The 26,238-nt window shown below is 29.9% G+C and carries 28 protein-coding genes, 1 other RNA gene and 1 pseudogene; 14 read left to right on the forward strand and 16 right to left on the reverse strand.

What is annotated here, in order from left to right; all coding sequences use genetic code 11:
- Window positions 1-95 precede the first annotated feature (95 nt).
- The 7 genes from FVE73_RS02300 to FVE73_RS02330 form a co-directional block, all read right to left on the reverse strand.
- The gene (locus FVE73_RS02300) at window positions 96-872 is read right to left on the reverse strand and encodes a DUF6683 family protein (protein ID WP_146997821.1); all 777 of its coding nucleotides are present in this window, start codon (window positions 870-872) and stop codon (window positions 96-98) included.
- Between the two features lie 89 nt (window positions 873-961).
- Window positions 962-1,789 (reverse strand): hypothetical protein, encoded by an 828-nt coding sequence (locus FVE73_RS02305; RefSeq protein WP_018499227.1) that lies wholly within the window; start codon window positions 1,787-1,789, stop codon window positions 962-964.
- A gap of 201 nt (window positions 1,790-1,990) precedes the next feature.
- Window positions 1,991-2,794, reverse strand: a complete 804-nt coding sequence (locus tag FVE73_RS02310; protein ID WP_018499228.1) for a hypothetical protein — start codon at window positions 2,792-2,794, stop codon at window positions 1,991-1,993.
- Window positions 2,795-2,862: 68 nt separating this feature from the next.
- Entirely contained in the window at window positions 2,863-3,165 is a 303-nt protein-coding gene (locus FVE73_RS02315; RefSeq protein WP_146997873.1) for a hypothetical protein, read from the reverse strand.
- Between the two features lie 304 nt (window positions 3,166-3,469).
- On the reverse strand, window positions 3,470-3,748 hold the full coding sequence (locus FVE73_RS02320; RefSeq protein WP_018499230.1) for a hypothetical protein: 279 nt from the start codon (window positions 3,746-3,748) through the stop codon (window positions 3,470-3,472).
- A gap of 27 nt (window positions 3,749-3,775) precedes the next feature.
- Complete coding sequence (locus FVE73_RS02325; protein WP_018499231.1) at window positions 3,776-4,309, reverse strand: hypothetical protein; 534 nt, start codon at window positions 4,307-4,309, stop codon at window positions 3,776-3,778.
- 244 nt (window positions 4,310-4,553) lie between these two features.
- On the reverse strand, window positions 4,554-5,072 hold the full coding sequence (locus FVE73_RS02330; RefSeq protein ID WP_018499232.1) for a hypothetical protein: 519 nt from the start codon (window positions 5,070-5,072) through the stop codon (window positions 4,554-4,556).
- 233 nt (window positions 5,073-5,305) lie between these two features.
- Between FVE73_RS02330 and FVE73_RS02335 the strand changes: the two genes are divergently transcribed.
- Window positions 5,306-5,902: a CPBP family intramembrane glutamic endopeptidase gene (locus tag FVE73_RS02335; RefSeq protein ID WP_018499233.1), complete on the forward strand. Its 597-nt coding sequence runs from the start codon at window positions 5,306-5,308 to the stop codon at window positions 5,900-5,902.
- Window positions 5,903-5,969: 67 nt separating this feature from the next.
- On the opposite strand, the gene FVE73_RS02340 is transcribed toward FVE73_RS02335, so the two are convergent.
- The 6 genes from FVE73_RS02340 to rnpB all read right to left on the reverse strand — a co-directional run bounded on the left by FVE73_RS02340 (window position 5,970) and on the right by rnpB (window position 10,034).
- Window positions 5,970-6,581, reverse strand: a complete 612-nt coding sequence (locus tag FVE73_RS02340) for a PepSY domain-containing protein (RefSeq protein WP_018499234.1) — start codon at window positions 6,579-6,581, stop codon at window positions 5,970-5,972.
- On the reverse strand, window positions 6,578-7,942 hold the full coding sequence (locus FVE73_RS02345; protein ID WP_018499235.1) for a sensor histidine kinase: 1,365 nt from the start codon (window positions 7,940-7,942) through the stop codon (window positions 6,578-6,580). The genes FVE73_RS02340 and FVE73_RS02345 overlap by 4 nt, the downstream gene beginning before the upstream one ends.
- Complete coding sequence (locus FVE73_RS02350) at window positions 7,929-8,612, reverse strand: response regulator transcription factor (protein WP_018499236.1); 684 nt, start codon at window positions 8,610-8,612, stop codon at window positions 7,929-7,931. Before FVE73_RS02350 ends, FVE73_RS02345 begins: the two co-directional genes overlap by 14 nt.
- Before the next feature lie 2 nt (window positions 8,613-8,614).
- Window positions 8,615-8,836 (reverse strand): hypothetical protein, encoded by a 222-nt coding sequence (locus FVE73_RS02355; protein WP_018450591.1) that lies wholly within the window; start codon window positions 8,834-8,836, stop codon window positions 8,615-8,617.
- The gene (locus FVE73_RS02360; RefSeq protein ID WP_018499237.1) at window positions 8,827-9,516 is read right to left on the reverse strand and encodes a GTPase; all 690 of its coding nucleotides are present in this window, start codon (window positions 9,514-9,516) and stop codon (window positions 8,827-8,829) included. Before FVE73_RS02360 ends, FVE73_RS02355 begins: the two co-directional genes overlap by 10 nt.
- Before the next feature lie 158 nt (window positions 9,517-9,674).
- Window positions 9,675-10,034, reverse strand: an RNA gene (rnpB, locus tag FVE73_RS02365) — RNase P RNA component class A.
- A gap of 392 nt (window positions 10,035-10,426) precedes the next feature.
- On the opposite strand from rnpB, the gene FVE73_RS02370 reads away from it, so the two are divergent.
- The 3 genes from FVE73_RS02370 to FVE73_RS02380 all read left to right on the forward strand — a co-directional run bounded on the left by FVE73_RS02370 (window position 10,427) and on the right by FVE73_RS02380 (window position 12,762).
- A complete protein-coding gene (locus FVE73_RS02370) occupies window positions 10,427-11,080 on the forward strand; it encodes an RsiV family protein (protein WP_018499238.1) in 654 nt (217 codons plus the stop codon).
- 181 nt (window positions 11,081-11,261) lie between these two features.
- The gene (tnpA, locus tag FVE73_RS02375; RefSeq protein WP_146997822.1) at window positions 11,262-11,660 is read left to right on the forward strand and encodes an IS200/IS605 family transposase; all 399 of its coding nucleotides are present in this window, start codon (window positions 11,262-11,264) and stop codon (window positions 11,658-11,660) included.
- 4 nt (window positions 11,661-11,664) lie between these two features.
- Complete coding sequence (locus tag FVE73_RS02380) at window positions 11,665-12,762, forward strand: RNA-guided endonuclease TnpB family protein (RefSeq protein ID WP_146997823.1); 1,098 nt, start codon at window positions 11,665-11,667, stop codon at window positions 12,760-12,762.
- A 202-nt stretch (window positions 12,763-12,964) separates the two neighbouring features.
- On the opposite strand, the gene FVE73_RS02385 is transcribed toward FVE73_RS02380, so the two are convergent.
- From FVE73_RS02385 to dapD, 3 genes are all read right to left on the reverse strand, one after another.
- Window positions 12,965-14,038 (reverse strand): S66 peptidase family protein, encoded by a 1,074-nt coding sequence (locus tag FVE73_RS02385; RefSeq protein WP_146997874.1) that lies wholly within the window; start codon window positions 14,036-14,038, stop codon window positions 12,965-12,967.
- A 92-nt stretch (window positions 14,039-14,130) separates the two neighbouring features.
- A complete protein-coding gene (locus FVE73_RS02390; protein ID WP_018498815.1) occupies window positions 14,131-15,273 on the reverse strand; it encodes a tetratricopeptide repeat protein in 1,143 nt (380 codons plus the stop codon).
- Between the two features lie 219 nt (window positions 15,274-15,492).
- Window positions 15,493-16,191, reverse strand: a complete 699-nt coding sequence (gene dapD / locus FVE73_RS02395) for a 2,3,4,5-tetrahydropyridine-2,6-dicarboxylate N-acetyltransferase (RefSeq protein WP_018498816.1) — start codon at window positions 16,189-16,191, stop codon at window positions 15,493-15,495.
- Between the two features lie 310 nt (window positions 16,192-16,501).
- On the opposite strand from dapD, the gene FVE73_RS02400 reads away from it, so the two are divergent.
- The 10 genes and pseudogenes from FVE73_RS02400 (at window position 16,502) to FVE73_RS02445 (ending at window position 26,221) form a co-directional block, all read left to right on the forward strand.
- A complete protein-coding gene (locus tag FVE73_RS02400; protein WP_018498817.1) occupies window positions 16,502-17,296 on the forward strand; it encodes a tetratricopeptide repeat protein in 795 nt (264 codons plus the stop codon).
- A 31-nt stretch (window positions 17,297-17,327) separates the two neighbouring features.
- The gene (locus FVE73_RS02405; RefSeq protein ID WP_018498818.1) at window positions 17,328-18,068 is read left to right on the forward strand and encodes a tetratricopeptide repeat protein; all 741 of its coding nucleotides are present in this window, start codon (window positions 17,328-17,330) and stop codon (window positions 18,066-18,068) included.
- A gap of 131 nt (window positions 18,069-18,199) precedes the next feature.
- The gene (locus FVE73_RS02410; protein ID WP_018498819.1) at window positions 18,200-18,346 is read left to right on the forward strand and encodes a hypothetical protein; all 147 of its coding nucleotides are present in this window, start codon (window positions 18,200-18,202) and stop codon (window positions 18,344-18,346) included.
- Between the two features lie 232 nt (window positions 18,347-18,578).
- Window positions 18,579-20,252, forward strand: a complete 1,674-nt coding sequence (ilvD, locus tag FVE73_RS02415) for a dihydroxy-acid dehydratase (RefSeq protein ID WP_018498820.1) — start codon at window positions 18,579-18,581, stop codon at window positions 20,250-20,252.
- Between the two features lie 29 nt (window positions 20,253-20,281).
- Window positions 20,282-21,160 (forward strand): alpha/beta hydrolase, encoded by an 879-nt coding sequence (locus FVE73_RS02420; protein ID WP_018498821.1) that lies wholly within the window; start codon window positions 20,282-20,284, stop codon window positions 21,158-21,160.
- A gap of 13 nt (window positions 21,161-21,173) precedes the next feature.
- Window positions 21,174-22,397: a threonine ammonia-lyase gene (ilvA, locus tag FVE73_RS02425; RefSeq protein WP_026239063.1), complete on the forward strand. Its 1,224-nt coding sequence runs from the start codon at window positions 21,174-21,176 to the stop codon at window positions 22,395-22,397.
- 32 nt (window positions 22,398-22,429) lie between these two features.
- Window positions 22,430-24,151, forward strand: a complete 1,722-nt coding sequence (gene ilvB, locus FVE73_RS02430) for a biosynthetic-type acetolactate synthase large subunit (RefSeq protein ID WP_018498823.1) — start codon at window positions 22,430-22,432, stop codon at window positions 24,149-24,151.
- On the forward strand, window positions 24,144-24,632 hold the full coding sequence (ilvN, locus tag FVE73_RS02435) for an acetolactate synthase small subunit (RefSeq protein WP_018498824.1): 489 nt from the start codon (window positions 24,144-24,146) through the stop codon (window positions 24,630-24,632). The genes ilvB and ilvN overlap by 8 nt, the downstream gene beginning before the upstream one ends.
- 121 nt (window positions 24,633-24,753) lie before the next feature.
- A complete protein-coding gene (locus FVE73_RS02440; RefSeq protein ID WP_018498825.1) occupies window positions 24,754-25,503 on the forward strand; it encodes a class I SAM-dependent methyltransferase in 750 nt (249 codons plus the stop codon).
- A gap of 28 nt (window positions 25,504-25,531) precedes the next feature.
- Window positions 25,532-26,221 (forward strand): annotated as a pseudogene (locus FVE73_RS02445) (aspartate/glutamate racemase family protein).
- The last annotated feature ends 17 nt before the right edge of the window (window positions 26,222-26,238 follow it).

The raw sequence follows: 26,238 nt of genomic DNA on the forward strand, positions 1-26,238 counted from the left end.
TTATTCCTCCCAAATTATATATTTTCATATTTTTTATTTTTTTAAATTATCACTATATACTATGATAAAACTTCTTATTTTTATAATTATTTATTTTAAAAAGAAAGTCCTGATGATGTAATCTTCACTTTACTTGCACTTACTCCAAGAAGTCCCTCAAGTACCTGTTTACCTGCATTTCTTAACTGAGCGGTAACTTTTGCATTTGGATTTTGCTGGTTTTGAGACTGATTTACAGCCAAAGTCATTCCTATTATTACCATTTGGTCATATATATACTTTTTATCACTGTTACTCATTTTATCAAAGTCATCTACACCTTGAAGCACTGTTTTTAACTGATTTTGCAGAGGTTTCATATAATTATCATTCAGACTTACATTGTTATATGCCATATATGCTCCTGCTATTGCAGCTGCCAGCCCTGAAGACAGGTCATTTGTAGGTATTCCTACTGAACGTGCTACCTGCGGGAAAGAATCCTGAATTTTTTTCAGATATGTTCTTGCTTCCCCTCTCTGTTTTGACGGATAGTTATTGACAAGATAATCAAGGCCTCTTGTATTTCCGTCTGATTTAAAAGTAATATTTGCTTTTGTTGTTTTCTTGGATACAGTTGAAGCTGATGAACTTCCTGCTATTTTTGTGGTTGTTTGTTTAGAATTTGATTTTTTCTTTGAAGAATAATCTCCTTTTTCAATGTGGCTTATTACTTCACTACTAAGTAAATAATTTCTTGTACTATTTATCACATCGTTTGTATAGTTATAAATGTTTGTCGTATCATAATAAAATGCCTGTGCAGGCTGTGATAAAAATACTCCCATTCCGATAATTGCCGTAACAAATAGTTTTTTCAAATTTATTTTCATAATTATTCCTCCTAAAATTTTATTTTTTTATGATTTCTATTATTTGATTATACTGTATATTTTTTAGATTAAAACAACATTAGAGTTTTTTACTTTTTATTTATTTTTTTAAATATAAGATTACTCTCGGGAACTCCGATATAAAGAGTTTGCTCATTATCCATAAACGTTATTACATCGGCATTACTTAAATCATATAAAAAATCTTTATCACTGTCGCTCAGTTCACTCTCTTTTTTCAGCAGATTGTTCAAATTATCTATTTCAAAAGAAATCCTGTGATTTTTCAGGGAATATTTCCCCGAATATTTTTTTCCATTTTTTCCTGTTATGACAATATTTCCTTTATCAAGTTTTATCGAAATTTTACTGTTTTTAAGCTCAAACCCTGCAATATTTACAAGAGTCCATTCATTAGCCATTATTTTTTTCTCAAAATCTTCGATATTACTAAAAAATGAAAATCTGTCTTTATACTTTTCTTTAGAATATTTTTCCATATTATTTAACATAAATTTGTCCTCTTTTTCAAAGCTGTTTTTCAAAAAATCGGGAATATCCTTTCTGTATATGAGATATACAGTTTCATAATTTTTGTTATCCACATAGACAGGATAATAGCCGTAATCAGAATTTCCTAACGACAGCATAGGCGAAAGGATTGCTTTAACCGTTCCATTTTTAAGATTCTGCACCATAATATCATTGTCCTTATATTCAGTCGCTTCGAAGACAGTATAAGTGGGAGAATGCTCCATTTTTTCGGCAAATTCCCTGTCAATCTCATTGGATACACCTACTTCTAATATATATCCCTTGTCTATTATGTCTTTTTTTGAAGGTTTTCCGCAGGAAATAAATATCATTCCAAAAAGTAGAAGAATCATAAATCCTGTTAATTTTTTAATTTTTATCATACTGTTTTTTCCTTCCTATTAATAAATTTACACCAAGCCCCACAAGAAATACTACATCCAATAAACCTATGGCAAAATAAACATAATAAGTTGATAAAAATTCTTCATCTCTTGCTAATGAAGCTAAATATTTATATGATATTAAAGATATTAGTATTTTTAATATTCATTAAACATCAATATTTTCAACAGTTTTAAAAACTATTCTTCTCCATAAAGTTTCTTTTTATTATCTGAAAAAACATTTAAAATTAATATTATTGTAAATATTACAATAACAGATGATGTTAAATAAAAATAATAATTAAACACTACTTCCTGCAAATTTGCATTTTGCATTATTTCTCTTATAAATCCAGAGAGCGTTTTCATTTTCCAGCCTTGACTTGTTTGAAATAGATATACATCCAAAAATAGCCCAACAAAATAAAAAATTATCATTAGAATTATTGAACTTACACCAGCAAAAATTATTGCAAATAGACTCTTTTTCTTATCATTTTCGTAAACTTTAATCGAGAATAAACACATTGTTAACAAAAATCCAATTAACTGCATCCCTTTTATTCCTTCTAAAACTCCCATTTTAAAAAATATAGTAATTTTATCACTCAAAGAAATACTTCCAATACTTTTAACTATCGAATTTATCATCGAAAAAGTCACTCCAAGTGCAAATAAAACAATAGTTATCATGATTATAACAAAAGTCCAGAATTTTATTTTATTCAAATTCTCCTTACCAAATCTAGTCTTCATCATTTTTATAAAAATAACACTCAATATAATCAATACAACAAGTCTAAATAATGTCTGAACAAGTGTTACTATTTCTCCAGCTTTCAAATCTCCTGTTTTTACCACACTATTGAAATAATAACTGCCAAAAATACCTCTTTGAAAAATTAAAGCACTCCACGTAAAAATCATTATTCCAACTATTTTAATAGCTCCCAATAAAATATCAGCAAAATTCCTATTTTTTATTTTTTCAAAATTTCTCATAAAAATCTCCATTATGTTTTAAATTTTTGTAAATCAACGTTTATAATTTTAAGTATGATTTATTTCACTTAAAAACTGTACTCTTTATAATCAAACCAGACATACCACAGTATTTTTTCTTTCTGATTAGGATATTTCCCAATAAGTTCTGTTGCTATTGCCAATTCTTTTATTACTCCACTAAGCCACATATCTTCATCAGCTTCATTATAATAAATTTCATATTTCTCCATTTTCTCTTTCGTTAGGTAATCACCAATTTTCAAATCTTCTGCTGGAAAATACTTCTCATCTTTTATATCAATCTTTATAATTTTTCCAGTTCTTGGATTTGCAAATAATGAATATTTCTGTCCCTTGTCTTCATACAACAAATACTGATAATATTTTTTTAGATTTCTTTTCTCTGATGCAGAAATTACTTTTTCAATGTGATTTCCTAATTTTATTCCACTATATTTATGGTTAATTTTAATATTTTTATCTAGTTTGACTTCAATTTTCCCAGTATCGAAATATCTCTTTAAGATTTTTTCAATTAATGTTAATTCATTACACCAATTATTGCTACAATTATCAAAGCCTTTTTTCTATTCCTCCCTATTCAAACACAAATTAATCAGTTATTTTTCAATTTTATGATATGTAATGCAGATTAAAATAGAATGAGAGTTTCTACTTTACTTTTTTCTTTCCATAGATATAAAACCAGGCTGCAAGAAATATAATTGAAGGCAGTAATGACATATTGCCGTTTGTTTTATTGCTATTATTAAAAACTTTGTTATGATTATCAAAAGTTTGCTGCAAAAGATTTTCCCGTAACGTATCGCTTGGCAAATTTGTAGGATCCATATAATAATCATATCCCATAAATGCATGTGACTGTTGTGATACAAATATTCCTGCTCCAATAATTGCTATAGCAAATAATTCTTTTAAATTTAATTTCATAGTTCTTACCTCCTAAAATCTGATTTTTTACATTTTCTCTCTTTTAATAAAACTTATTACAAAAAAACCTATTCCCACAGCCAAAAGAGGAGTATTTTTTATTAAAATTCCAATAGAAAGAGCATATATTCCACCCCAGACAAATTTTTTGACAAATCCATATTCTTCTATTTTTTTATCAATTTTCGCTTCCATTTCTTTTAGCGTCAAAACCATATTATCAACCTTTTCTGCCATTTCCTTTTTGTTTTCCCAAAGTATCTCATCATCTTTTGTTGCAAATTTCCAGCCACTTTTTAAAAGCGTATTAATATAAATCCTATTATATAAAAAACTAAATACCACCAATATCAAAAACATTAGTAAAGGCAACATCATATGGGATATAACCATTATTGTCAAAAGCACCCAGCCGGTATTCCAGTCTTTCCTATAAAACGGAACAAGAAAACCGAAAAAGAAAGTTACCCAGGAAAATCCAATTTTCACTATCTTTATCTCCTCTTCTTTACTCAATGTTATCTCTTTCTTGAAGTACCCATTTCTATTATTCATTTCCATACCCGAAATCCTCCCATCATATTTTTTTATGTAAAATTTAAAAATCTTATTTCACCTTAACAATATGCTTTTTAGATTAAAGGAATATTAGAGGAAAAAATTATTTTTATTTTTTGAATAACAAGATTTGTAATTTTCTGAATGTGAAATGCAATAAAAAAATGTTTAACAAGATTATACAAAAGAGATGGGAAAATTAAATACAGGGATTTACGAAAATGAATAATCCCTGCAAAAATAAAAATTAATAGACTACTTTCAATCCTTCCTCTTCCAGTTCCTGCTGTCTTATTTCCAAAAACTGAACATTTATCATATAGAGAATTTGAAAAAGCTCATCATTTGTGCTGATTGAATTATCTATGAAATCCCCGATAAATAGCATATCCTGAAATGCAAGTGCCTTATTTGTTGGAAGCTCTAGTAAATAATAATCTCCTTCTTCTCTGTTTATCGTCTGTTTTGTAAGATACTCGACTGCATAGTCTGAAGCTGTTATGTAACGGTACATATCGCCATCATATTTACACCTCATTTGAAATACAACAAGCCTTTTTTCTTTTAATGTTTTAACAATTTCAGGATTTGCTACGTCAGCCGGTACTTCCTCGTCTTTATATTTTTCCGTATCTTCGTAAATTAATCTTGCTTTACTGTTTATTTTTAGCTCTTTAGGAATATAGCACATGATTTTTTCAATCTGTTCTGCAGAAAAACTTAAATTAAAAAATATAAATGTCAGTATAATAATAATTTTTTTCATTTTCTTTCCTTTCATATATGCAAAATAAAGTAAAAATTTAATTTTAAAGTTATTTAAGTACATTATATAACAGAAAAAGGTTTTTCTCAAATAAAATCTTTAAAAATGGCTAAAAGTTACTTTACTACAAAATAAAATAAATAGAAATAGAAGTAAAATATCTCTCATTTTATTTTAATATCTTAATGATAATATATTTTACAAGAAAAATTTAGGAAAGGGGAACAATCAAAATGGAAAAAAATATTGAAAAATCTAAAATAAAAGAATTGGGGTTACTAATATTAAATACAGCCTGTTATTCAGCAATAGTTATTACATCTGTAATAATTTTACTTGCCATTTTAAGTTCTTTATTGTCTAAAAAGATAGTTCTTTCCGATTATTCAAAGCAGTCTTTTGCAATTAATGAATTACTTAAGTTTTTAGTATTTTATCCTGTTGGAGAAGAATTTTTATTGAGAGGACTGATGCTTCATTTTTTAAAGAAAAAAACAAAATATGCTAATTTAATTCAGGCTATAATCTTCGGAATACTTCATTTGAATCCTATTAAATTTATATACACAACAATATCAGGCATCTTTTTCGGAAATGTACGGCTAAAACCCAATCCAATCTGGTGGATAATTTTATTACATTCAGCATTCAATCTTGTTTCAATATTTCTATATAAGCCTTTTATAATTATAATTGAAAAGATATTTTATCTTCAAAATATGCCAATAATAACATTAATTATCGTATTTATTCCACCTTTATTCATATTTGATTATACTCTTAAACAACTTAAAAATAAATTTAATTATGAAAAACTTTACAAAGCATAATTTTTAACAAAAAATATCCTCTTCAGTCTATTTTTTCAGTTTAAACTTTAGAGGATATTTAACTTCACTAATTTTCATTTACTTCCCATTTTATTACTTCACCTGTTGTAGCATCAATGTCGAACTTATATTCTGTATTTTTATACACCATTCTTCCTTCGTAAATCATTCTTCCTTTTTCATTATCTAGCTGAATATTTGTAATGTTTATTCTTTTTGCACCAGTAATTCGTGAAACTGCTATTTCTTTTGCTTTTTCCATTCCGATATATTTTGGTGTTTTTCTTATTTCTGTATCACTGCCATTTGTATTAATAATTTTTCCGTCATCTCTGATTACTGTTGAAGCGGATGATCGTTCTTTTTCACTGTAACTCAGGACTTTTCCTGTGTTTGCATCAATGTTGTATTTATATTTTTTCCGTTCTGTATAAAATTCTATTTCATAAATAAATTTTCTATTTTCTTTATCCAGACGAATTTTAGTCATTTTTGCAGAATTTTTTGCCACTTTTGAATGATTCAATGCAAGTTGTTTTGCCTGTTCAATCGAAATTTTAACATCAACATTTAAAACTCTTATTGTTTTAGTCTTTTTAACTGAATTTTCATTTGCAAAAACTCCTGTCATTGTAATAAAAAATAGTATAAGCAATTTTTTTAAGAATTTTTTTTTCATTTTACCTCCTTTTTCAACTTAAATATAAACGAACTTCCTTTTCCAATTTCACTTTCTACATAAATATCTCCTTTGTGCGCTTCTATAATCCATTTTACCATTGATAATCCAAGTCCTAGATTTTCAGTTGTTCTGGAACTTTCTACTTGATAAAATCTCCCCCAGATTTTAGGGATATTTTCTTTTTCAATACCAATTCCGTCATCAATAATTTTACATATTGCAAAATTTTTATCTTGTGTTAATTTTATCCAAATATTGCCGTTTTCACGACCATAGTTAATCGCATTTGAAATTAAATTTACAAAGATTCTCATAATCATCATCTCATCACCAATAATAAAAATATCTTCCTCTATTTCAGGATGAATTTTTATATTTTTGCTATCTGCATTGTATAGCTGACTGTCAGCAATAAGATGTGCCATTTCGCTCATATTTATTTTATCAAGATTAAGTTTCTGATTTCCTCTGTCCATTCTTGATAAAGTTAGAAGCTGTGAAATTAATTTTGACATCTTTTTAGTTTCCTCAAGCACAGAAAAAATTGTATGTTTGGCATTTTCTATTGAAGTTAGGTTTTCAAGACCGTATTCACATTCGGAAATAATAATTGAGACAGGTGTCCGCAACTCGTGTGAAACATCCGATGTAAACTGTGCTTCTCTTTCAAAGGAGCTTTGCAGTCTGTCAAACATTGTATCAAATGTATTTGCCAAAGTATAAATTTCATCATTTCCTTCTCCAATGTTAATTCTTTGTGTCAAATCGTTTCCCTCATTGATTTTTTCCGCTGCTTCCCTTATTTTTTCTATCGGTTTAAATGCTTTCTTTGTTATAAAATATCCGCTTATTGCTGAAAATAACAGGAAAAATGGCAATACAATCAGAGAAATTAAAACAATTGTTTCGATAATATTTTCAACTTCTGTCGCAGGAGTGATTCCCCGAATATGAACAATACCATAATCTTGAAAATTCTTTTTGCTATCAAAAATATACCATTTTTTATTTTTGTGCCTTATAATTCTTACATTGTTTTTATCAGAAAAAGTTTCATCATATTCAAAATCCAGTGGAATATCCCCATAAATAAATCCTGTTTCATCGTTATAAACTGACAAATGAACATTATTATTAAAAATAATAAAATCATTGTCAATCGTAAGTTCACCATCATAAACTTCAATCTCATCAAATGCTGAAGCTACAGAGTTTTTTAAATTTTTGTAAGCATTTGCCCGTATAAGATTTTCGCTAATATAAATTATTGTTGTAAGAAATATGATTGCAAGGCTTATCATAAGACCAATATACCAGAAAGCTATTTTGGATTTTATGGAAAATTTATTTATTTTCATTATCAACCCTCAGGACATAGCCCAGTCCACGAACTGTGTGAATGAGTTTTGGGGTATAGCCGTCATCAATCTTTTTTCTCAAATATCTGATATAAACATCTATAACATTGGTTCCACCCTCGTATTCATAATTCCATATATGATCCTCTATTCTTTCTCTTGGTAAAATTTTTCCTTTATTTCGTATTAGATATTCCAAAATCGAATATTCTCTACCTGATAGCTTTATAAGCACATCATCTCTAAAAACTGTTTTAGCATCAAGGTCGACCTTAAGATTGGCTATTGTAATTATATTGTCGGCATTTCCAGAATTACGTCTTAGCAGGACACGGATACGAGCCATAAGTTCTTCAAAAATAAAAGGTTTCACAAGATAGTCATCTGCTCCGTAATCTAGCCCTTTTACTTTATCATCTATATTATCTCTTGCAGTTAAAAGCAGTATCGGAACTTTATTTTTCTTTGCCCTTATTCTTTTAATCACTTCAAATCCATCAAGTTTTGGGAGCATAATATCTAGAATTATTGCATCATATTCAGTTCCTTCCACATACCTGACTGCCTCTTCTCCATCGAAACAGCTATCAACTCCATAATATTCCTTTTCTAACTTTTTTGTAATAAGGTCATTTAATTTCTTTTCGTCTTCTACAACTAATAATCTCATTATCACTCACTCTCTTCCGTCTCAGTCAGGACACACTGATTCTCTTCGCAAAACAATTTTAATTGCTCTGTTTTCACTATTTTTTCATACTTTTCATCACTTTCTGTAAACAATTCATTTTTATTATACCTCATAAATACAGTTAAAAACAGTGAAAGAAGAAAAATTCTTTTTATAAGATTTCTATAATTTCCAGATTTAATTAAAAATTTTCTTATTTCCATTTTATTTTATCCTTATTTTTTACAGCTAGAAATGCTCCTCCGCCTGTCAGTACCACTCCCAAAAGAATTAAAATAATATTTGCTGTAAAAACTCCTGAAACAAGCGAAACAAGCCCTCCACCAATCAGTCTTGCAATAAATTTCTGAATCGTACGGTTTTTATAATTTGTTTTCGGAACATTCGGATTGCTATTATAAGAATTATCAGCATTTACATTATTTATAATACTATTATTATTTGTATTATTACTGTCATTTTCCTCAAATTCAGTAATTTCATTTTTCTCTGACTGCTGTGTTTCATAAGTTTTAACTTCTTTTATCTCTCTTTCTTTATTATTTTCATAAAAATTATTTTTATCATTAAAAAGAATCCCATTCATTCTCAAAACTTGTGCATCTTCTTTTGTAAATGGATACCAGCCTTGTTTAATCAGACTTTTAGCATACATTTTATTGTATATAAAACCGAATATAATTGATAAAACAAATATCAATGGAAAAAATATTATACCTGCCGTACTAATTACAACAAAAGTAATTCCAGCTGTGATGTAATCCTCTTTAATTAAAGGATATATAAATCCTAAAAGAAATGCTGCTCTTGAAAAACCAAATTTCACTTCTTTTCTTAAAACGCCATTTTCCAAAATCGCTCTTTTTCGATTTATCTGTTTCATGAGTAATCATCTCCTTTTATTTTATTATTTATATTTTCAAAAATATGGTATTATCAAAACATTAAAATAAAATGAGAGCTTTTATATTTTTTAAATTTGCTGCAATATATTATAACAATCTATGAAAAAAAAAGAAAAACTCAGAAATTTTTCTGAGTCTTATAGGCTTTGGTATAAGCCGGATTCTGTATTCGTTAATCATTTATCTAAATCAATAATTGCTTATGGATTTTAGCGAGCTACCAATCAAGCCAAGACGGGCCGCCTTTTAACAGCTTTCTGCTTGCTCTTGCTTTGGGAGGGGTTTACCTAGCTAACTCAATCTCTTAAATTACTGGTAGTCCCTTACACTACCTTTTCACCCTTACCTGAAAAAACACAGGCGGTTTCTTTTCTGTGGCACTTTCCTTAGGATTTCTCCCAGCAGCCGTTAGCTGCCTCCCTTGCCCTGCAAAGTCCAGACTTTCCTCTTAAAAATTTTTATTATAAGATCATCAAGCGATTAACTCCAAAACCATAATTTATAATATCATTTTTTTTCAATATTTGTCAATTTGTTTTTGATATAAATTAAGACTATCGCATATTAAAATTTTATCTTTAATGAAACATTTTATTTGTTGAGTAAGCAAATAAACAAGAATTTTATTAAAAAATATTTTGAAATTTATTTAAATTTATTTAAAAATTGTTTATTCAGATTTTTTATGTTTTCTTCTTACGGGTGTCCTAACTATAGGTAGAATGAAAACATTAGAAATATTTTTTTTAAATATTTACAAAACTTTTTTTATTTATTTTTAAATATTTTATTTTATCAAGAAAATTAAAAAATTTGAAATATTTTTTTGTATATGATATAATAAAGCAGGTTTTGATTAATTAAAAAGATTTTGAGGTGATTATAAAAATGAAAAAATTAGTGTTATTTTTTATGGCATTGCTTGTATTTAATGTGTCATTTGCAAAGGAAAAACTTGATACAACTTTTACATTTCAAGGATATTCTCCAACATCGAAAAGTGGTATAAGTGCTAGCCCTAGAACAAAGATTATGAAGAACTCGAAGATTTCCTATCCATTATTTATAGGTGGTAGTAATCCTGATGTTATTAAAAATATGAATGCAATTATGACAAGTTTTATTTCTAATTATAAATCTACAAAACATGTGTCTTATGATACTTCTTATGAAATTACAGCAAATAATAGTTTGTTTTTAAGTGTTTTATTTACAATTAAATTAACAGATAATGATACAGGACAAAAAACAATTCTTCACAATGCAATATCGTATAACTTAAAAAATGGTAAGCAATTGCAGCTTAAAGATTTGTTTGTAAATGGATTTAACGATTCACTAGCTGATGCAGTAAATTCAAAATTTAAACAATTTGGACTTCCACAAATTGATAAATTTGATGCTATTGATAGACAGCAAAATTTCTATTTGGAAAATGATGCTCTTGTCTTGATTTACAATAAAGGTGAAGCTTCTAATTTTGCTGATGGAGAGGTTTATATTCCATTCTTGTTTACAGATTTGATTGGAATTATACAATAATTTAAATAAAAAAATATATAAAAATACACTAAAAATAATTTTATTTTAACAAAAGATAGCAAGAAGTCTCCGGCTTCTACAAGCGGGAGATGAATTGCTTTTTTTTGTAAAAAAAATTGAAAAAAGGATATATTTATGATATAATTTATTCAGTGAAATAATATAAAAGTAGGTAATAATAATATCATATAATAGCAATTATCATTCAGTATTTGATATAAATTATCATATGATTTTTTGTATAAAGTATCGAAGAGAAGTCATTAATGATGAAATTTCTAATAGATTGAAAGGGATTTTTGAAAAAATATGTCCGAAGTATAACATTGTTCTTAAAGAATGGGAACATGATGTTGATCATATTCATATGTTGATTAATGCTATGCCTAATACTGAACTTTCTAAGTTTGTAAATACTTACAAAAGTGCTTCCAGCAGGTTGATAAAAAAAGAATTTCCTGAAATAAGGGGAAGATTGTGGAAAGAATATTTTTGGAGTAGAAGTTACTTAGTTGTAAGTGTTGGAGGTGCACCGTTAGAGATAATTAAAAAATATATTCAAAATCAAAAGGAGGTGTAATTCTATGAAATATAATTTAGCATTCAAATACAGAATTTATCCAAATAAAGAGCAGGAATTGTTGATAAACAAGACTTTTGGATGTGTTCGTTTTATTTACAATACAATTTTGTACACTGCTAATAAAATTTATGAAGAAACTGGAAAAAATAAAATAATTACACCTGCCAGTTTGAAAAGTGAAAATCAATTTTTAAAAGAAGTAGACAGTCTGGCACTTTCAAATGCTCAATTGAATGTAAAACGATCGTTTACGAATTTTTTTCAAAAGAGAGCGAAATTTCCAAAGTTCAAATCTAAAAAGAATAATGTTAAAAGTTATACGACAAATTGTGTGAATAATTCGATACGAATTGGGGAAAACAAATATTTGATTTTGCCAAAATTGAAAAGAGTAAAATTAAAATATCATAGAGAAATACCAAAGAATTATAGAATAAAGTCGGTAACATTGACAAACAGTAATGGAAATTACTATGTTTCTGTTTTGATAGAATTTGAAAAAGAAATTCAAAAAATACCAAGTAATGATAAAGTAATTGGACTTGATTTTTCAATGTCTAAATTATTTGTCAGTTCTGAAAACCAAAGGGCTGATTATCCAAGATATTTTAGGATGTTGGAGAAAAAATTGAAAAAATTACAAAAATCATTATCAAGAAAAGTGAAATTTTCTAAAAATTGGTATAAGCAAAAAGTGAAAATATCAAAATTGCATGAATATATCAAAAATTGTCGAAGAGATTTTCTACATAAATTATCGAAAAAATTATCTGAAGCGTATAATGCTGTGGTTGTTGAGGATTTGAATATGAAAGGGATGAGCCGGGCATTAAATTTTGGGAAAAGTGTAGGAGATAATGGGTGGGGAATGTTTTTGAGGATGGTTGGGTATAAACTGATGTTTTTGGGAAAGCAATTTTTGAAGATAGATAAGTGGTTTCCATCGTCGAAAACTTGTAGTAAATGTGGAAATGTTAAAGAGAAACTGAAATTATCAGAAAGAAGTTATAAATGTGAGTGCTGTGGGATTGAAATTGATAGAGATTACAATGCGGCATTGAATATAAAAAACATTGGAAAAGCGATGTTGGAATATTAAGAAAATAAAAGAAAACAGGGCAGGGACTGTCCGAAGAGCTTGGTAAATATATTTGGCTAGCAAAAGCAGATACTTCCCAAGAAGCTCCCACTTCTAAAAGCGGGAGTAGTTCACTTATTTTGAACAGCCTCTTTCTTTATAGACTTGATTGGGAACTGTATAAATTTATACTCAACTTTATTTAAAAAATAAAAATTGTATTTTATTTTGTAGCTTTTTCTATAATAATTTGTCGATTATAAGTATCTATTTTAGCTTTTGCTCCAATTGGAACAGTTATAAAAGGTCTTACATGTCCAGACTTGAAATTTTTTATGATCGGAATATTCAATTTTCCAAAATTATCATAAAATACTTCATCAATTGTCATATCTGTGGGATCCGCTTGTTTTGGATTTTTAAAGTCACCAAGTATAATTCCCTGTAATTTATCGAATTTTCCAGCTAATCTAAGCTGCTGTAACATTCTATCTATACGATAGCTGGCTTCATTTGTTTCTTCCAGAAAAAGAATTTTTCCATCAGTATTAATTTCATGATCTGTTCCAAGTGTTGCAACTACCAAGGATAAATTTCCACCAGTAATTTTTCCACTTCCACGTCCATTTTTCATGATTGAATATGTGTCATCAAAATCTAGCAAATTGTATGATTCATTGCTCATAAACGCTTTGTTAAAAGCATTTTCTGTAACTGGAGGAATATTTTTTAAGTTATCTGCCATAGGTCCTTGAAATGTTATAAGCCCTGTTTTTTCATTAATTGCCAAAAGTAATGTCGTATTATCACTAAATCCCGAAATAATTTTTGGATTTTTTTTGATTACATCATAATTTATCTTATCGACAATTCTAATTCCACCATAACCTCCACGTACAGCAAAAATAGCATTGATGTTAGGATTTGCAAACATATCGTTTATATCTTTTGCCCTTACATTGTCAGTGCCTCCAAATCCGTACCACTTTGAATAAAATGATTGCCCATAAACAACGTTAAATCCTCTGCTTTTTAAATATTCCACTTCTGCATTACTATTTTCGTTGGTGTAGTTTGCAGGTGCAATTAAGCCGATTGTATCACCAGGTTTTAAGCCTTTTGGAATAATAATTTCATCTGATGTAGTATTCTTGGTATTTTCGGGACTTGCAGCATTTCTTATTCTTGTGTTTATTTCTGAAGATTTTGATGGTCTGTATGTTGCAGCATTTAATGTTAGGCTAGCTCCAATTAATCCTGATATTATTAATATTTTATTTATTTTTATTGTTCTCACATCCTTTTTTATAGATTTATTTAAAAAAATAGGCAATTTATCTTAACTGATGAAAGTTAGAGATACCTTGCCTTTAATTCTTTAATTTTTTACTATTTCATAGCTTGAACTTGTTTTAAAACTTCTGCTGCTCCATTTACTTTGTTATTTACAGCTTCTTGTAAAATTTTGATTGCTTCATCTTTTTTACCTTGTCCTGCGTAAACTTGTCCTAAAACAACTTTTGCATTATTATCTTTATCCTCAGTTATTGCTTTCTTTAAGTATTTTTCAGCTAATGATCCTGCACCAACGCTTCCAAAGTAAGTTCCAATTTGTCTGTTTGTTACTTTTGGTGAAGCTGATTTTAATTGACTGTAAATTGAGTTTACTTTTGCTGTATTATTTTGTACTTCGTAAATTCCTAAAAGTAATATTTTTGCAGCTGAGTTTTTAGGATTCAAAGCTACTGTTTTTGTTAAATATTCTTCAGCTTTTGTTGGGTTATTTTGTTGTAAATAATAAGTTCCTAATATTTCAAGAATTTGTGCATTTTTACCTTTTGCAGCTGTATTCATTTCTAATAAATATTTTTCAGCTTGTGCTGGATTTTTTTCGTTCATTGCAAGTTCAGCTAATAAGATTCCTGCTCCATTTACACGATCAGAAGCTCCTGTGTATGCTTTTTGCAAATATGATTTAGCTTGTGCAGTATTATTTTTTGTTAAATAATATTGTCCAATGTTGTAATTAACTTCAGCTACGAAGTCTTTGTTTGCAGATTGTACAGCTTTGTTATATCTTGCAGTTCCTTTTGATTGTTCATTATTATCAAAGTAGAAAATAATTAAGCTTGATACCACATCGGCATTATTTCCACCAGATTTTTCATCTGTCCAGATAATATATTTTTCAGCATCAGCTTTGTTTTTTTGTTGAATTCCTACAAGATAAAGTAATCTTGCAGCTTCAATAGCTTCTGGAGTTGTTGATTGCCCATTTCCCCAAGCTGCTTGCAAATATGGCTTTGCTTGAGCTATTTTATTGTCTTTTAAATAGTATGCACCTAATTCAAGATTTGCTTTTTGTGCATAAGAAGTGTCAGTTCCTTTTGCAACATTTTCTAACACTTTTACAGCTTCTGCTACTTTATTTTCTCCAGCTAATTTTACTGCTTTTTCATAATCTGATTTTCCATCAGCAAATGAGATAGCTCCTGTGACCAAAATGGCTCCTACTAGTAATAATTTTTTCATTTTTCCTCCTAATTAATTTATAATTTAATAGATAATTTACAAAAATTAGTTAAAAATTTAAGATTATATATTTTTTTGTAAATGTCTAAAAATTTTATATATTTATTTAACAAATTATTGTATCATTTTTTTATTTGATTTTACTTATAAAAAAATGTAAAAAAATTTAATAAACTCTTTTTTATATGAAATTTTAAAAACAATACTTTAAAAGTGGTACTAAATATTTCTTAAAGCATCAACTAATTCTGTTTTTGAAGCAGTTTTAGCATCTACACCTTTTATAATTCTCGCAGGTGTCCCAGCCACAACTACACCTTCAGGTACATTTTCAGTTACAATTGCACCTGCTGCAACAACAGATCCTTTTCCAATTCTTACACCTTCTAATACAACTGCATTTGCTCCTACAACAACATCATCTTCAATAATTACAGGATCAGCTGAAGGTGGCTCAATAACTCCTGCAAGCACCGCTCCTGCACCTATATGGCAATTTTTCCCAACTTTTGCACGTCCACCAAGAACAACGTTCATATCAATCATTGTTCCTTCACCAATTTCAGCACCGATATTTATAACTGCTCCCATCATAATAACTGCTCTATCTCCGATACTTACCTTATCACGGATAAATACTCCTGGTTCAATTCTTGCATTAATATTTTTAATGTCAAGCATAGGCACACCAGAATTTCTTCTGTCATTTTTTAGATAATAATTAGTTAGATTATTTTCTTTAATAATCTTATCAATTTCTTCCCAATCCCCAAAAACTATTTTCAGACCTTCTTTTCCAATAACTTTGCAAGAATAAACATTTTTTATTTCTTCATCTGTATAAAGTTCCACAGGCGTAGTTTTTTTTGCATCAGCAATATATTGAATAATTGCTTTTGATTTTTCTAATTCTGTCATTATACTCCTCCATTTTTATTTTATATTTTAACTTTGAATCATTGCTTTTTCCGTATTTTAGCATTTTTTTTTGATTTTTACAACTATAATTATTTTTTACTCTTTCCATATAAGACTGAAAATTGACAGATAATTCTAAAAATGTTATTATGATTATAAATTTTATATCTAATGCTAATCTCCTTTAAAAAACAAAAATTTTTTAGAAAAACCATAAAAAAAATATAAATTTATTATTTATAACGGAGATACAGTATAAGTTTACTAGTAAACCTAAAAATAAAAATTATAAAAGTAGGATGGTGTTTAAATGAAAAAAATCTTGATTTTTCTCTTAGTTTTGTCTAATTTATCTTTTGCAACACAAAATTTACCTGTAAATTCAAAAGAAATTGAAAAGATAATTGATGAAACTTTTGAAAATATTGATAGAGGAAATACTCAAAAAGCTGTGGCAATATTAAAAAAGAAAATATCAGAAGATCCTTCAAAAATTATATATAAAGCAGTATTAGGATTAATTTATGATCGGTTAGGAAAAAAGAATGAGGCTGAAAAGGAATTTAATGAAGCTGTAAAATTACAGGAGAAATATCCTTTTATTGCTGAAGATGGTGAAAAATATGATATACGATTTATGATTGGAATGTTGTATGGTTTAACGGCAGATTATACAAATGCATTAAAATGGTTAAATCAAGTTAATGAGAAAGAATATAATGAAATGTTTAAAGATGAGATATGGTTGAAGGATTTTCTTCTTGGGATTTTTAATTATAATAATGATAATCCTGAAGAAGCAAAAAAATATTTTTTGAAATCATATATTTATGATGAAGACGGGTCTTCAGAAAATATCTTAGGAATGATTTATTTGGATGAGGGAAATCAAAAGGAAGCACAAAAATGGTTATTAGCTTCGGCAAATAAAGGAAGTTTAGGAGGTCAAGGTAATTTAGGCAGTCTTTATTATCAGCTGGGAGATAAAAAAATGGCATTAGAGTGGCTTCAAAAAGCCCTTGAAACAGCAAAAAAAGAGAAAAATAGCGAGCAAATAAAGGAAATACAGGAAACTATTAAAGAAGTTAAGAATAGTCAAAAATAATATTTTTATTTTAAGAAAGGGAAGATTTAGTATGAAAAAATATTTGATTTTATTAGTATTAATTGCAAATTTAGGATTGGGAATTCAAAGTTTTTCAGCAATGACAAGACAAGAAAGGGAAAATTTAGAAAAGCAGATAAGTGAGGCTTATGATAAGGATGATCAAAAGAAATTATTACCTTTGGTTACTAAATATGTGAATGAGTTTCCAGATAATGCAGATTATTTGAATAAATTGGGAGTTTTATATGATAATTTAGATAATTATTCAGAAGCTGAAAAATATTATTTGAAGGCTATTGAAAGAGGGAATTATAATGCAATTTCAAATTTGGCCTATGTTTACTATGAAAAGGAGGAATATGGGAAAGCTCTAAAATATTATAAGGAATACCAGAAAATAGCAGATAACACTGATAATTATTTTTGGATTGGAGCATCTTATGCAGAACTGGAAGATTACAAAAATGCAAAGGAATGGTTTTTGAAGGTGACAAAATTTGAAAAGGATGGGTCTTCAGAAAATAGATTGGGATTAATAGCTGAAAATGAAGGAAATCAAAAGGAAGCGTTAAAATGGTATTTGGCGTCAATTCAAAAAGGGAATTTGTGGGCCTATGATAATTTGGCAGTTTTGTATGTCGATTTGGGAGATTATGATAATGCGGAAAAATTGGTAAAAAAAGGTATGGAGTTGGCTAAAAATTCAGATGATGAAGATTTGAAAAAGGAATTTAGAGAAACACTTGATACAATTCAAGCAAAAAGATAATTTTTTAAAAGATTAATAAAATAGATAGACTATATATATAATATATATTTTACAAAATTAGTGATTTTTGCTATAATGATTACATAAAAATAGAGTAAAAAAATTAAAAAATTGAAAAACTGGAGGAAATTATGTCATTATTAATTTTAGTCTTATCATTATTACTGACTATTGAAATTTTAGGAATTAAAGTCGTGCAAAATAGAAAATATGTTGCCTTAAAAGTTTCTGATGATGATTTTGTTGCATCGGTAAATGATAAAAAAAATGATGACTAATTTTACTGAAAGATAGTTATATAGAATCATGATAATATTAAAAAACTATTTTTGTTTTTATAACTTTAAGGCGATTTATATTTAAATCGTCTTTTGTTTTTTATAAAAAAAATAGATAAAAATTTTATAAAATATATGATAAAATATATTCAAATAACTTTAAGTGATTATGTTATTAATTTTTAAAGTTGAATGATATTTATATAAAAAAATTTTAGGAGAGTGAAAATCAATGCAAGGGAAAAAAAGAAGTAACAATTTAACAGAAGGTGCAGCAAGAGCGCCACATAGATCGTTGTTAAAAGGATTAGGCTTTATAAGTGAAGAAATGGAAAAACCAATAATTGGGATTGCAAACTCATTTAATGAAATTATACCAGGACACGTTCATTTGAAAAACTTGGTGCAATCGGTAAAAGATGGAATTAGAATGGCCGGAGGAGTTCCGATGGAATTTAATACTATTGGGATTTGTGATGGACTTGCGATGAATCACATTGGGATGAAATATTCATTGGTTACAAGAAATATAATTGCAGATTCGATTGAGGCAGTTGCGATGGCTACTCCGTTTGATGCGATTGTATTTATGCCAAGCTGTGATAAAGTAGTGCCTGGAATGTTGATTGCGGCGGCAAGATTAAATATTCCTTCAATATTTGTAAGTGGAGGAGCTATGCTTGCGGGAGTTTATAAAGGTAAGAAAATTGGACTTAGTAATGTGTTTGAAGCGGTTGGAGCTTACAATACTGGGCAAATTACTAGAAAAGAATTAAATTCTGTAGAAGAAATGGCTTGTCCGACTTGTGGATCATGTGCAGGAATGTACACTGCAAATACTATGAACTGTTTGACAGAAGCACTTGGAATGGGACTTCCTGGAAATGGAACTGTCCCAGCGGTATTTTCAGAAAGAGCGAGACTTGCTAAAAAAGCAGGAATGCAAATTATGGAAGTTTTAAAAGCAGATTTAAGACCGAGCGACATTTTGACAAGAGAAGCGTTTGAAAATGCAGTTGCAGTGGATATGGCACTTGGAGGATCTTCTAATACAGCTCTGCATTTACCTGCGATTGCTCATGAAGCTGGAATTGACTTGACTTTAAGTAACTTTAATGAAATTGCGCAAAAAACTCGTCAAATTTGTAAATTATCGCCATCTGGAGAATACTTCATTGAAGACTTGTATAGAGCGGGTGGAGTTACTGGAGTTATGAAGAGATTGCTTGAAAATGAAAGATTGCATGGAGATGCGAAAACTGTAGCATTGCAAACACAAGGAGAATTGGCAAAAGATGCATTCATTAATGATGACGATGTAATCAAACCTTGGGATAAACCAGCGTATAAGACTGGAGGAATCGCTGTATTGAAAGGAAACTTGGCACCAGATGGATGCGTTGTTAAAGAAGGAGCGGTAGATCCAGAAATGTTACAGCATACAGGACCAGCGAAAGTATTTAACAGTGAAGAAGAAGCTGTCGAAGCGATTACAGGTGGAAAAATTGTAGCAGGAGATGTTGTGGTTATCAGATATGAAGGACCAAAAGGTGGACCTGGAATGAGAGAAATGCTATCGCCAACAGCTATGATCGCTGGAATGGGATTAGATAAAGATGTTGCTTTAATCACTGATGGAAGATTTTCAGGAGCGACAAGAGGTGCATCAATTGGGCACGTTTCGCCAGAAGCAGCTTCGGGTGGAAATATTGCGATAATTCAAGATGGAGATACTGTTGAAATTGATATTCCAAATAGAACAATAAATATTAAAATTTCAGATGAAGAAATTGAAGCTAGAAAAGCTAAATTGGAACCATTTAAACTTCAAGTTAAGGGATATTTGAAAAAATATGCTATGCACGTGTCTTCTGCGGATAGAGGAGCTATTGAAATATTAGATTAATGTGTGTTTCACGAAGGAGAAATGTTGAAATGGAAAATGATTGTGAAAGTAAAATTTTAGATATTGAGCTGACACAGGAAAAGATAAAATCAATGGTAAATATTACTTATTCTCAGCCAGTCAGCTATTTTGGGAAAAAAATTAAATTGGAAATGGATATTTTGAAACCGTATAAGGCTGAGAAATATCCAGCAGTACTATTTGTTCCAGGTGGTTCATTTGCACATAGCTACAAGGAAAACTATTTGCAGCAAAGATTGGAAATTGCAAAGGCGGGTTATGTGGTTGCGAGTATAGAATATAGAACTATTCCTGATGGAGTGTTTCCACAAAGCGTGGAAGATGTGAAGGCGGCAGTAAGATTTTTGAAGGCAAATGCTGATGAATATGGCATAGATAAGGAAAGAATAGCTATAATGGGCGAATCAGCTGGAGGTTATCTGGTGGCAATGGCTGGTGCGACAAATGGAACTAGGGATTTTGACAAAGGGGAAAACTTATCTGAAAATAGCGATATAAAAGCAGTTATTGATATTTATGGCGTAACAGAATTTGGAGAAGAAGCGGATTTTGAAATTCCTGATGATGTTGAGGAAGGTTATAGAGCAACATTTTTATCAGTAAAATTTTGGTTAGATGACGTAAGAAACAATATAGAAGTAACAAATCCTATACCACATATTTCATCCAAAACTCCACCATTTCTGTTAATGCATGGAGACAAAGACACGTTAGTTCCTCCAGTTCAAACTGAAAAACTTCATAAGGCATTGATTGAAAGAGGGATAGAGTCAACGAGATACGTGATAAAGGGAGCAGGTCATTCCGATGAATATTGGTTTCAGCCTGAAATTATAAAGATAATAATAGAATTTTTAGATAAAAAATTAAAAAATAAAAATTTTTAAGAAGGTGAAAAAATTGCATAAACTATATGATTTTATGGAAGCAAGGGAAAGGTTAAATACTGTGATTACTAAAACTAAATTGATTTATAGCAACATTTTTTCCAATGAAACTGGAAACGATGTCTATATCAAACCAGAAAACTTGCAAAGAACGGGAGCATTCAAAATAAGAGGTGCTTATAATAAGATTGCAAAATTGACGGAAGAGGAGAAAAAAAGAGGAGTAATTGCAGCATCGGCGGGAAATCACGCGCAAGGAGTGGCATTAGCTGCTCAAAAATTGGGAATAAAGGCTGTAATTGTTATGCCTAAACATACGCCACTGATTAAGGTTGAAGCGACTAAAAGATACGGTGCGGATGTGATTTTGACTGGGGAAGTTTATGACGAGGCTTACGAGTATGCGAAAAAATTGCAGGAAAAAGAAGGGTATACTTTTGTACATCCATTTGATGACGAAGATGTGATTGAAGGGCAAGGGACAATTGCTCTGGAAGTTTTGGATGAGTTGCCTAATGCGGATATAATTTTGGTGCCAATTGGTGGCGGAGGACTGATTTCAGGGATTGCTTCGGCTGCAAAATTGAAAAATCCACTAATAAAAATAATTGGTGTTGAGCCAGAAGGTGCGGCAAGTGCACTAGAAGCTAGGAAAAATAAACATGTAGTTGAATTGGCTGAAGCGAATACAATTGCAGATGGAACGGCTGTGAAAAAAATTGGTGAAATTACATTTGATTACATTGAAAAATATGTAGATGATATAGTTACTGTATCTGATTATGAGTTGATGGCAGCGTTTTTAATTTTGGTTGAAAAACATAAAATTGTTGCAGAAAATTCAGGAATTTTGTCGGTGGCAGGATTAAAAAAATTAAATGTCAAAGGCAAAAAAATAATTTCAATAATAAGTGGTGGTAATATAGATGTATTAACTATTTCATCTATGATTAATAAAGGACTGATAGCCAGAGGAAGAATTTTTACGTTTGCAGTAGATTTGCCTGATAAACCAGGGCAATTGGTGGCTGTGTCGCAAATTCTGTCGAAGCAAAATGCGAATGTAATAAGACTGGAACATAATCAGTTCAAAAATCTGGACAGATTTCACGAGGTTGAATTACAAGTTACGGTTGAAACTAATGGAGAAGAGCATATAAATAAAATAACAGAAGAGTTTAAGAAAAGAGGATATAGAATAAAAAGATTGAATTCTCAAGCGATAATAGATGATTAAAAACAAAAAATTAAGAAAAGGTGGTTTAAAAAATGAGTGAAACTAAAATGATTAACGGTGGAAGAATGTTATTGGAATCGTTACACAGATTAGGAATAACGGATATTTTCGGGTATCCTGGAGGAGCGGTAATTCCAATATTTGATGAAATATATAGTTATGATAAAATAAATTACTATTTTGCTAGACATGAACAAGGATTATCTCATGCGGCAGATGGTTATGCGAGAGTTTCTGGAAAAGTGGGAGTTTGCCTTGCAACTTCAGGCCCTGGTGCGACAAATATGGTTACAGGGATAATGACGGCACATATGGATTCTGTGCCAATGATAGCGATAACTGGACAAGTTAGATCGAATTTATTGGGAAGAGATGCTTTTCAGGAAACTGATACAGTAGGGATTACAATGCCGATTACAAAGAGTAATTATCTTGTTCAAAATGTAAAAGAAATACCAAGAATTGTGAAAGAAGCTTATTATATTGCAACAACAGGAAGACCGGGACCAGTTCTTATTGACATTCCAAATGACATTCAAGTTCACAAAATTCCATATGCTGAATTTGAAAGATTATTTGAGGAAAAAATTGAGCTGGAAGGATATTCACCAACTTATGAAGGGCATCCAGTTCAAATAAAAAGGGCTATAAAATTGATAAAAGAAGCAAAAAAACCATTAATAATTGCAGGAGCAGGAGTTTTAAAATCGAAAGCGTCGAAAGAACTGTTTGAATATGCCGAAAAGACACAGACACCTGTGGCTATGACATTGCTCGGATTGGGAGCGTTTCCTGGTTCACATGAGTTGTCGCTTGGAATGCTTGGAATGCACGGAACTGTACCAGCGAATTATGCGACAGATGAGGCAGATTTAGTAATTGCGGCTGGAATCAGATTTGATGACAGAATTGCTGGAAATCCTAATAAATTTATTGAAAATGCAAAAGTTATTCACATTGACATTGATCCAGCTGAAATTGATAAGAATAAAAGGGCTGATGTGCCAATTGTTGGGGATTTAAAACATGTATTGACTGATATTAATGCTGAAATTGAGCCACAAACTCACGAAGAATGGGTTAAAAAAGTTGTTGAATGGAAAAAAGAATATCCATTAGGACATAGAGAAGTTGGAGAAGATAAATTGCTTCCACAAGAAGTTCTAAAAGCGATTGACGATATTTTGCAAGGGGATACAATTGTTGTAACTGATGTTGGTCAACACCAAATGTGGGCTGCTCAATATTTCACTTACAAAAATCCTGATTCAATTGTAACTTCAGGAGGAGCTGGAACAATGGGATTTGGACTTCCTGCGGCAATTGGAGCACAAATTGGAGCACCTGATAAAAAAGTTGTTTTAATCGTTGGAGATGGTGGTTTCCAAATGACATTGCAAGAATTAATGATGATTAAACAATATAATTTACCAGTAAAAGTTGTTATCTTGAACAATTCTTATTTGGGAATGGTTAGACAATGGCAAGAATTATTTAAGGATAGAAGATACTCGTTTGTTAATTTAGAAGTAAATCCAGATTTTATAAAAATTGCGGATGCTTATGGAATTAAAAATGCGAAATTGACAAATAAAGAAGATTTGAGAACAAAATTAAAAGATTTGATATTATCTGATGAAGGTGTGTTAATCGAATGTGTTGTTGAAAAAGAAGAAAACGTATTTCCAATGATTCCAGCTGGAAAAACTGTAAGTCAAATGATCGGAAAGAAAGGTGAGTTAGAAAATGAATAGAGAGCATGAAATTTTAATAATTGCGAAAAATACCGATGGAATTGTGTCAAGAATAATGTCTTTATTCAACAGAAGGGGATATTCGGTTTTAAAAATGACAGCAGGAGTTACAAATAAGCCTGGTTATGCTAGATTGACTTTGACAGTTGACGGAGATGACAAGACATTAAATCAGATTCAAAAGCAAGTTTATAAGATTGTGGATGTTGTAAAAGTAAAAGTGTTTCCGGTTGAAAATGTCATAAGAAGAGAATTGATGTTGATAAAAGTGAAATCTGCTCCTGAAACTAGGGCACAAATTGTTCAAGTTGCTGATATTTACAGAGGAAAAGTGCTAGATGTGTCACCGACTTCGTTAGTTATCGAACTTACAGGGGATGTAAAAAAATTGCGTGGATTTGTGGAAATAATGCACAATTACGGAATTTTGGAAATCGCAAAAACTGGAGTTGTAGCGATGAGCCGTGGAGAAAAATTATAAAATTTTAGAAATTTTGAAATAAGTTTTGAGCTTAAATATTAGGAAAATAGAGATTTTTTGCTAAAGTAAAAATTCTTGTTGAAAATATAAACAGGAATATCACAGAAAGAAGGTACAAAAAATGAGTGTAAGTCAGCATTGGGAAAAGGAAAAGTATGAGAAAAATGCACGTTTTGTTTCTGATTATGGAGAAGAACTGATAGAATGGCTGAGTCCCAAAAAAGATGAATATATTTTGGATTTGGGCTGTGGAGATGGAGTATTGACTAAGAAAATTACTGAATATGGGTGCAAAGTTTTAGGACTTGATGGAAGTCAGAAATTTGTTGAGGCGGCAAGAAAAATTGGGGTTGAGGCAGTACAGGGAGATGCACAGAATATGAAATTTGAAAATGAGTTTGATGCGGTTTTTTCCAATGCGGCGCTACATTGGATGACTAATCCAGAGAAAGTAATGGAAGGAGTATCTCGAGCCTTGAAAAAAGGCGGACGTTTTGTAGCCGAAACGGGCTGTAAAGGAAATGTGGGAAAAATAGAAAATGCAATGTTTGAAGTTGCAGAAAAACATAATTTTAAAACTGTAAAATGCTGGTTTTTTCCGACAGAAAAAGAAAAAACAGAATTACTTAATAAATACGGCTTGAAAGTGAAAAGAATGATAAGTTTTTCTCGTCCAACTTTACTTCCTACTGGAATAAAAGGATGGCTACAAACCTTTTCTGCACCTGCTTTTGTGAATATTCCAAAAGAGATGCACGAAAAATTGATTGATGAAATAGCTGAAAAAGTGGAAAAAGAACTGGAAAAAAATGAAAATGGACAAATTATAGCTGATTATGTGAGATTGAGATTTGAGGCTGTGAAGGAATAGTTATTTTTATTTTGAGAGGAAGATGAAATTGAAAACAATAGGATTAATAGGAGGAATGAGCTGGGAAAGCACAGTAACTTATTATAAAATAATAAATGAAACTGTGAAAGAAAAATTAGGCGGACTTCATTCGGCTAAATGTATATTATACAGTGTGGATTTTCAGGAAATAGAAGAATGTCAGGCAAATGGTAATTAGAAAAAAAGTGGAGAAATTTTAGGAGAGGCTGCTAATAATCTTGAAAAAGCGGGAGCAGACTTTATAGTTATTTGCACCAATACAATGCACAAGGTTATTAACCAGATTAAAGAAAAAATCTCCATTCCAATATTGCATATCGCCGAAATGACAGCAGAAAAGATATTAGAAAAAGGATTAAAAAATATAGCATTGCTTGGAACAAAATATACGATGGAACAGGATTTTTATAAATCGAAACTTATTGAAAAAGGGATAAATGTCATAATACCTGATAAAAATGATATAGAAATTATAAATAAAGTAATATATGATGAACTTTGTCTTGGAACTATCAATTCTAATTCAAAAAAGAAATTTTTAGAAATTGTTGATAAACTTAGAAGTAAAGGGGCAGAGGGTATAATACTAGGATGTACTGAAATAGGGCTTCTTATAAAAAATGAGGATACTGATGTTCCATTGTTTGATACAGCGGTTATTCATGCAGAAGAGGCGGCGATTTATTCTATATTGTAATAGTAACTTTTAAATTA

Origin of the sequence: Leptotrichia wadei, from assembly GCF_007990545.2 — a bacterium.
GTDB classification, from domain to species: Bacteria; Fusobacteriota; Fusobacteriia; order Fusobacteriales; family Leptotrichiaceae; genus Leptotrichia; species Leptotrichia wadei.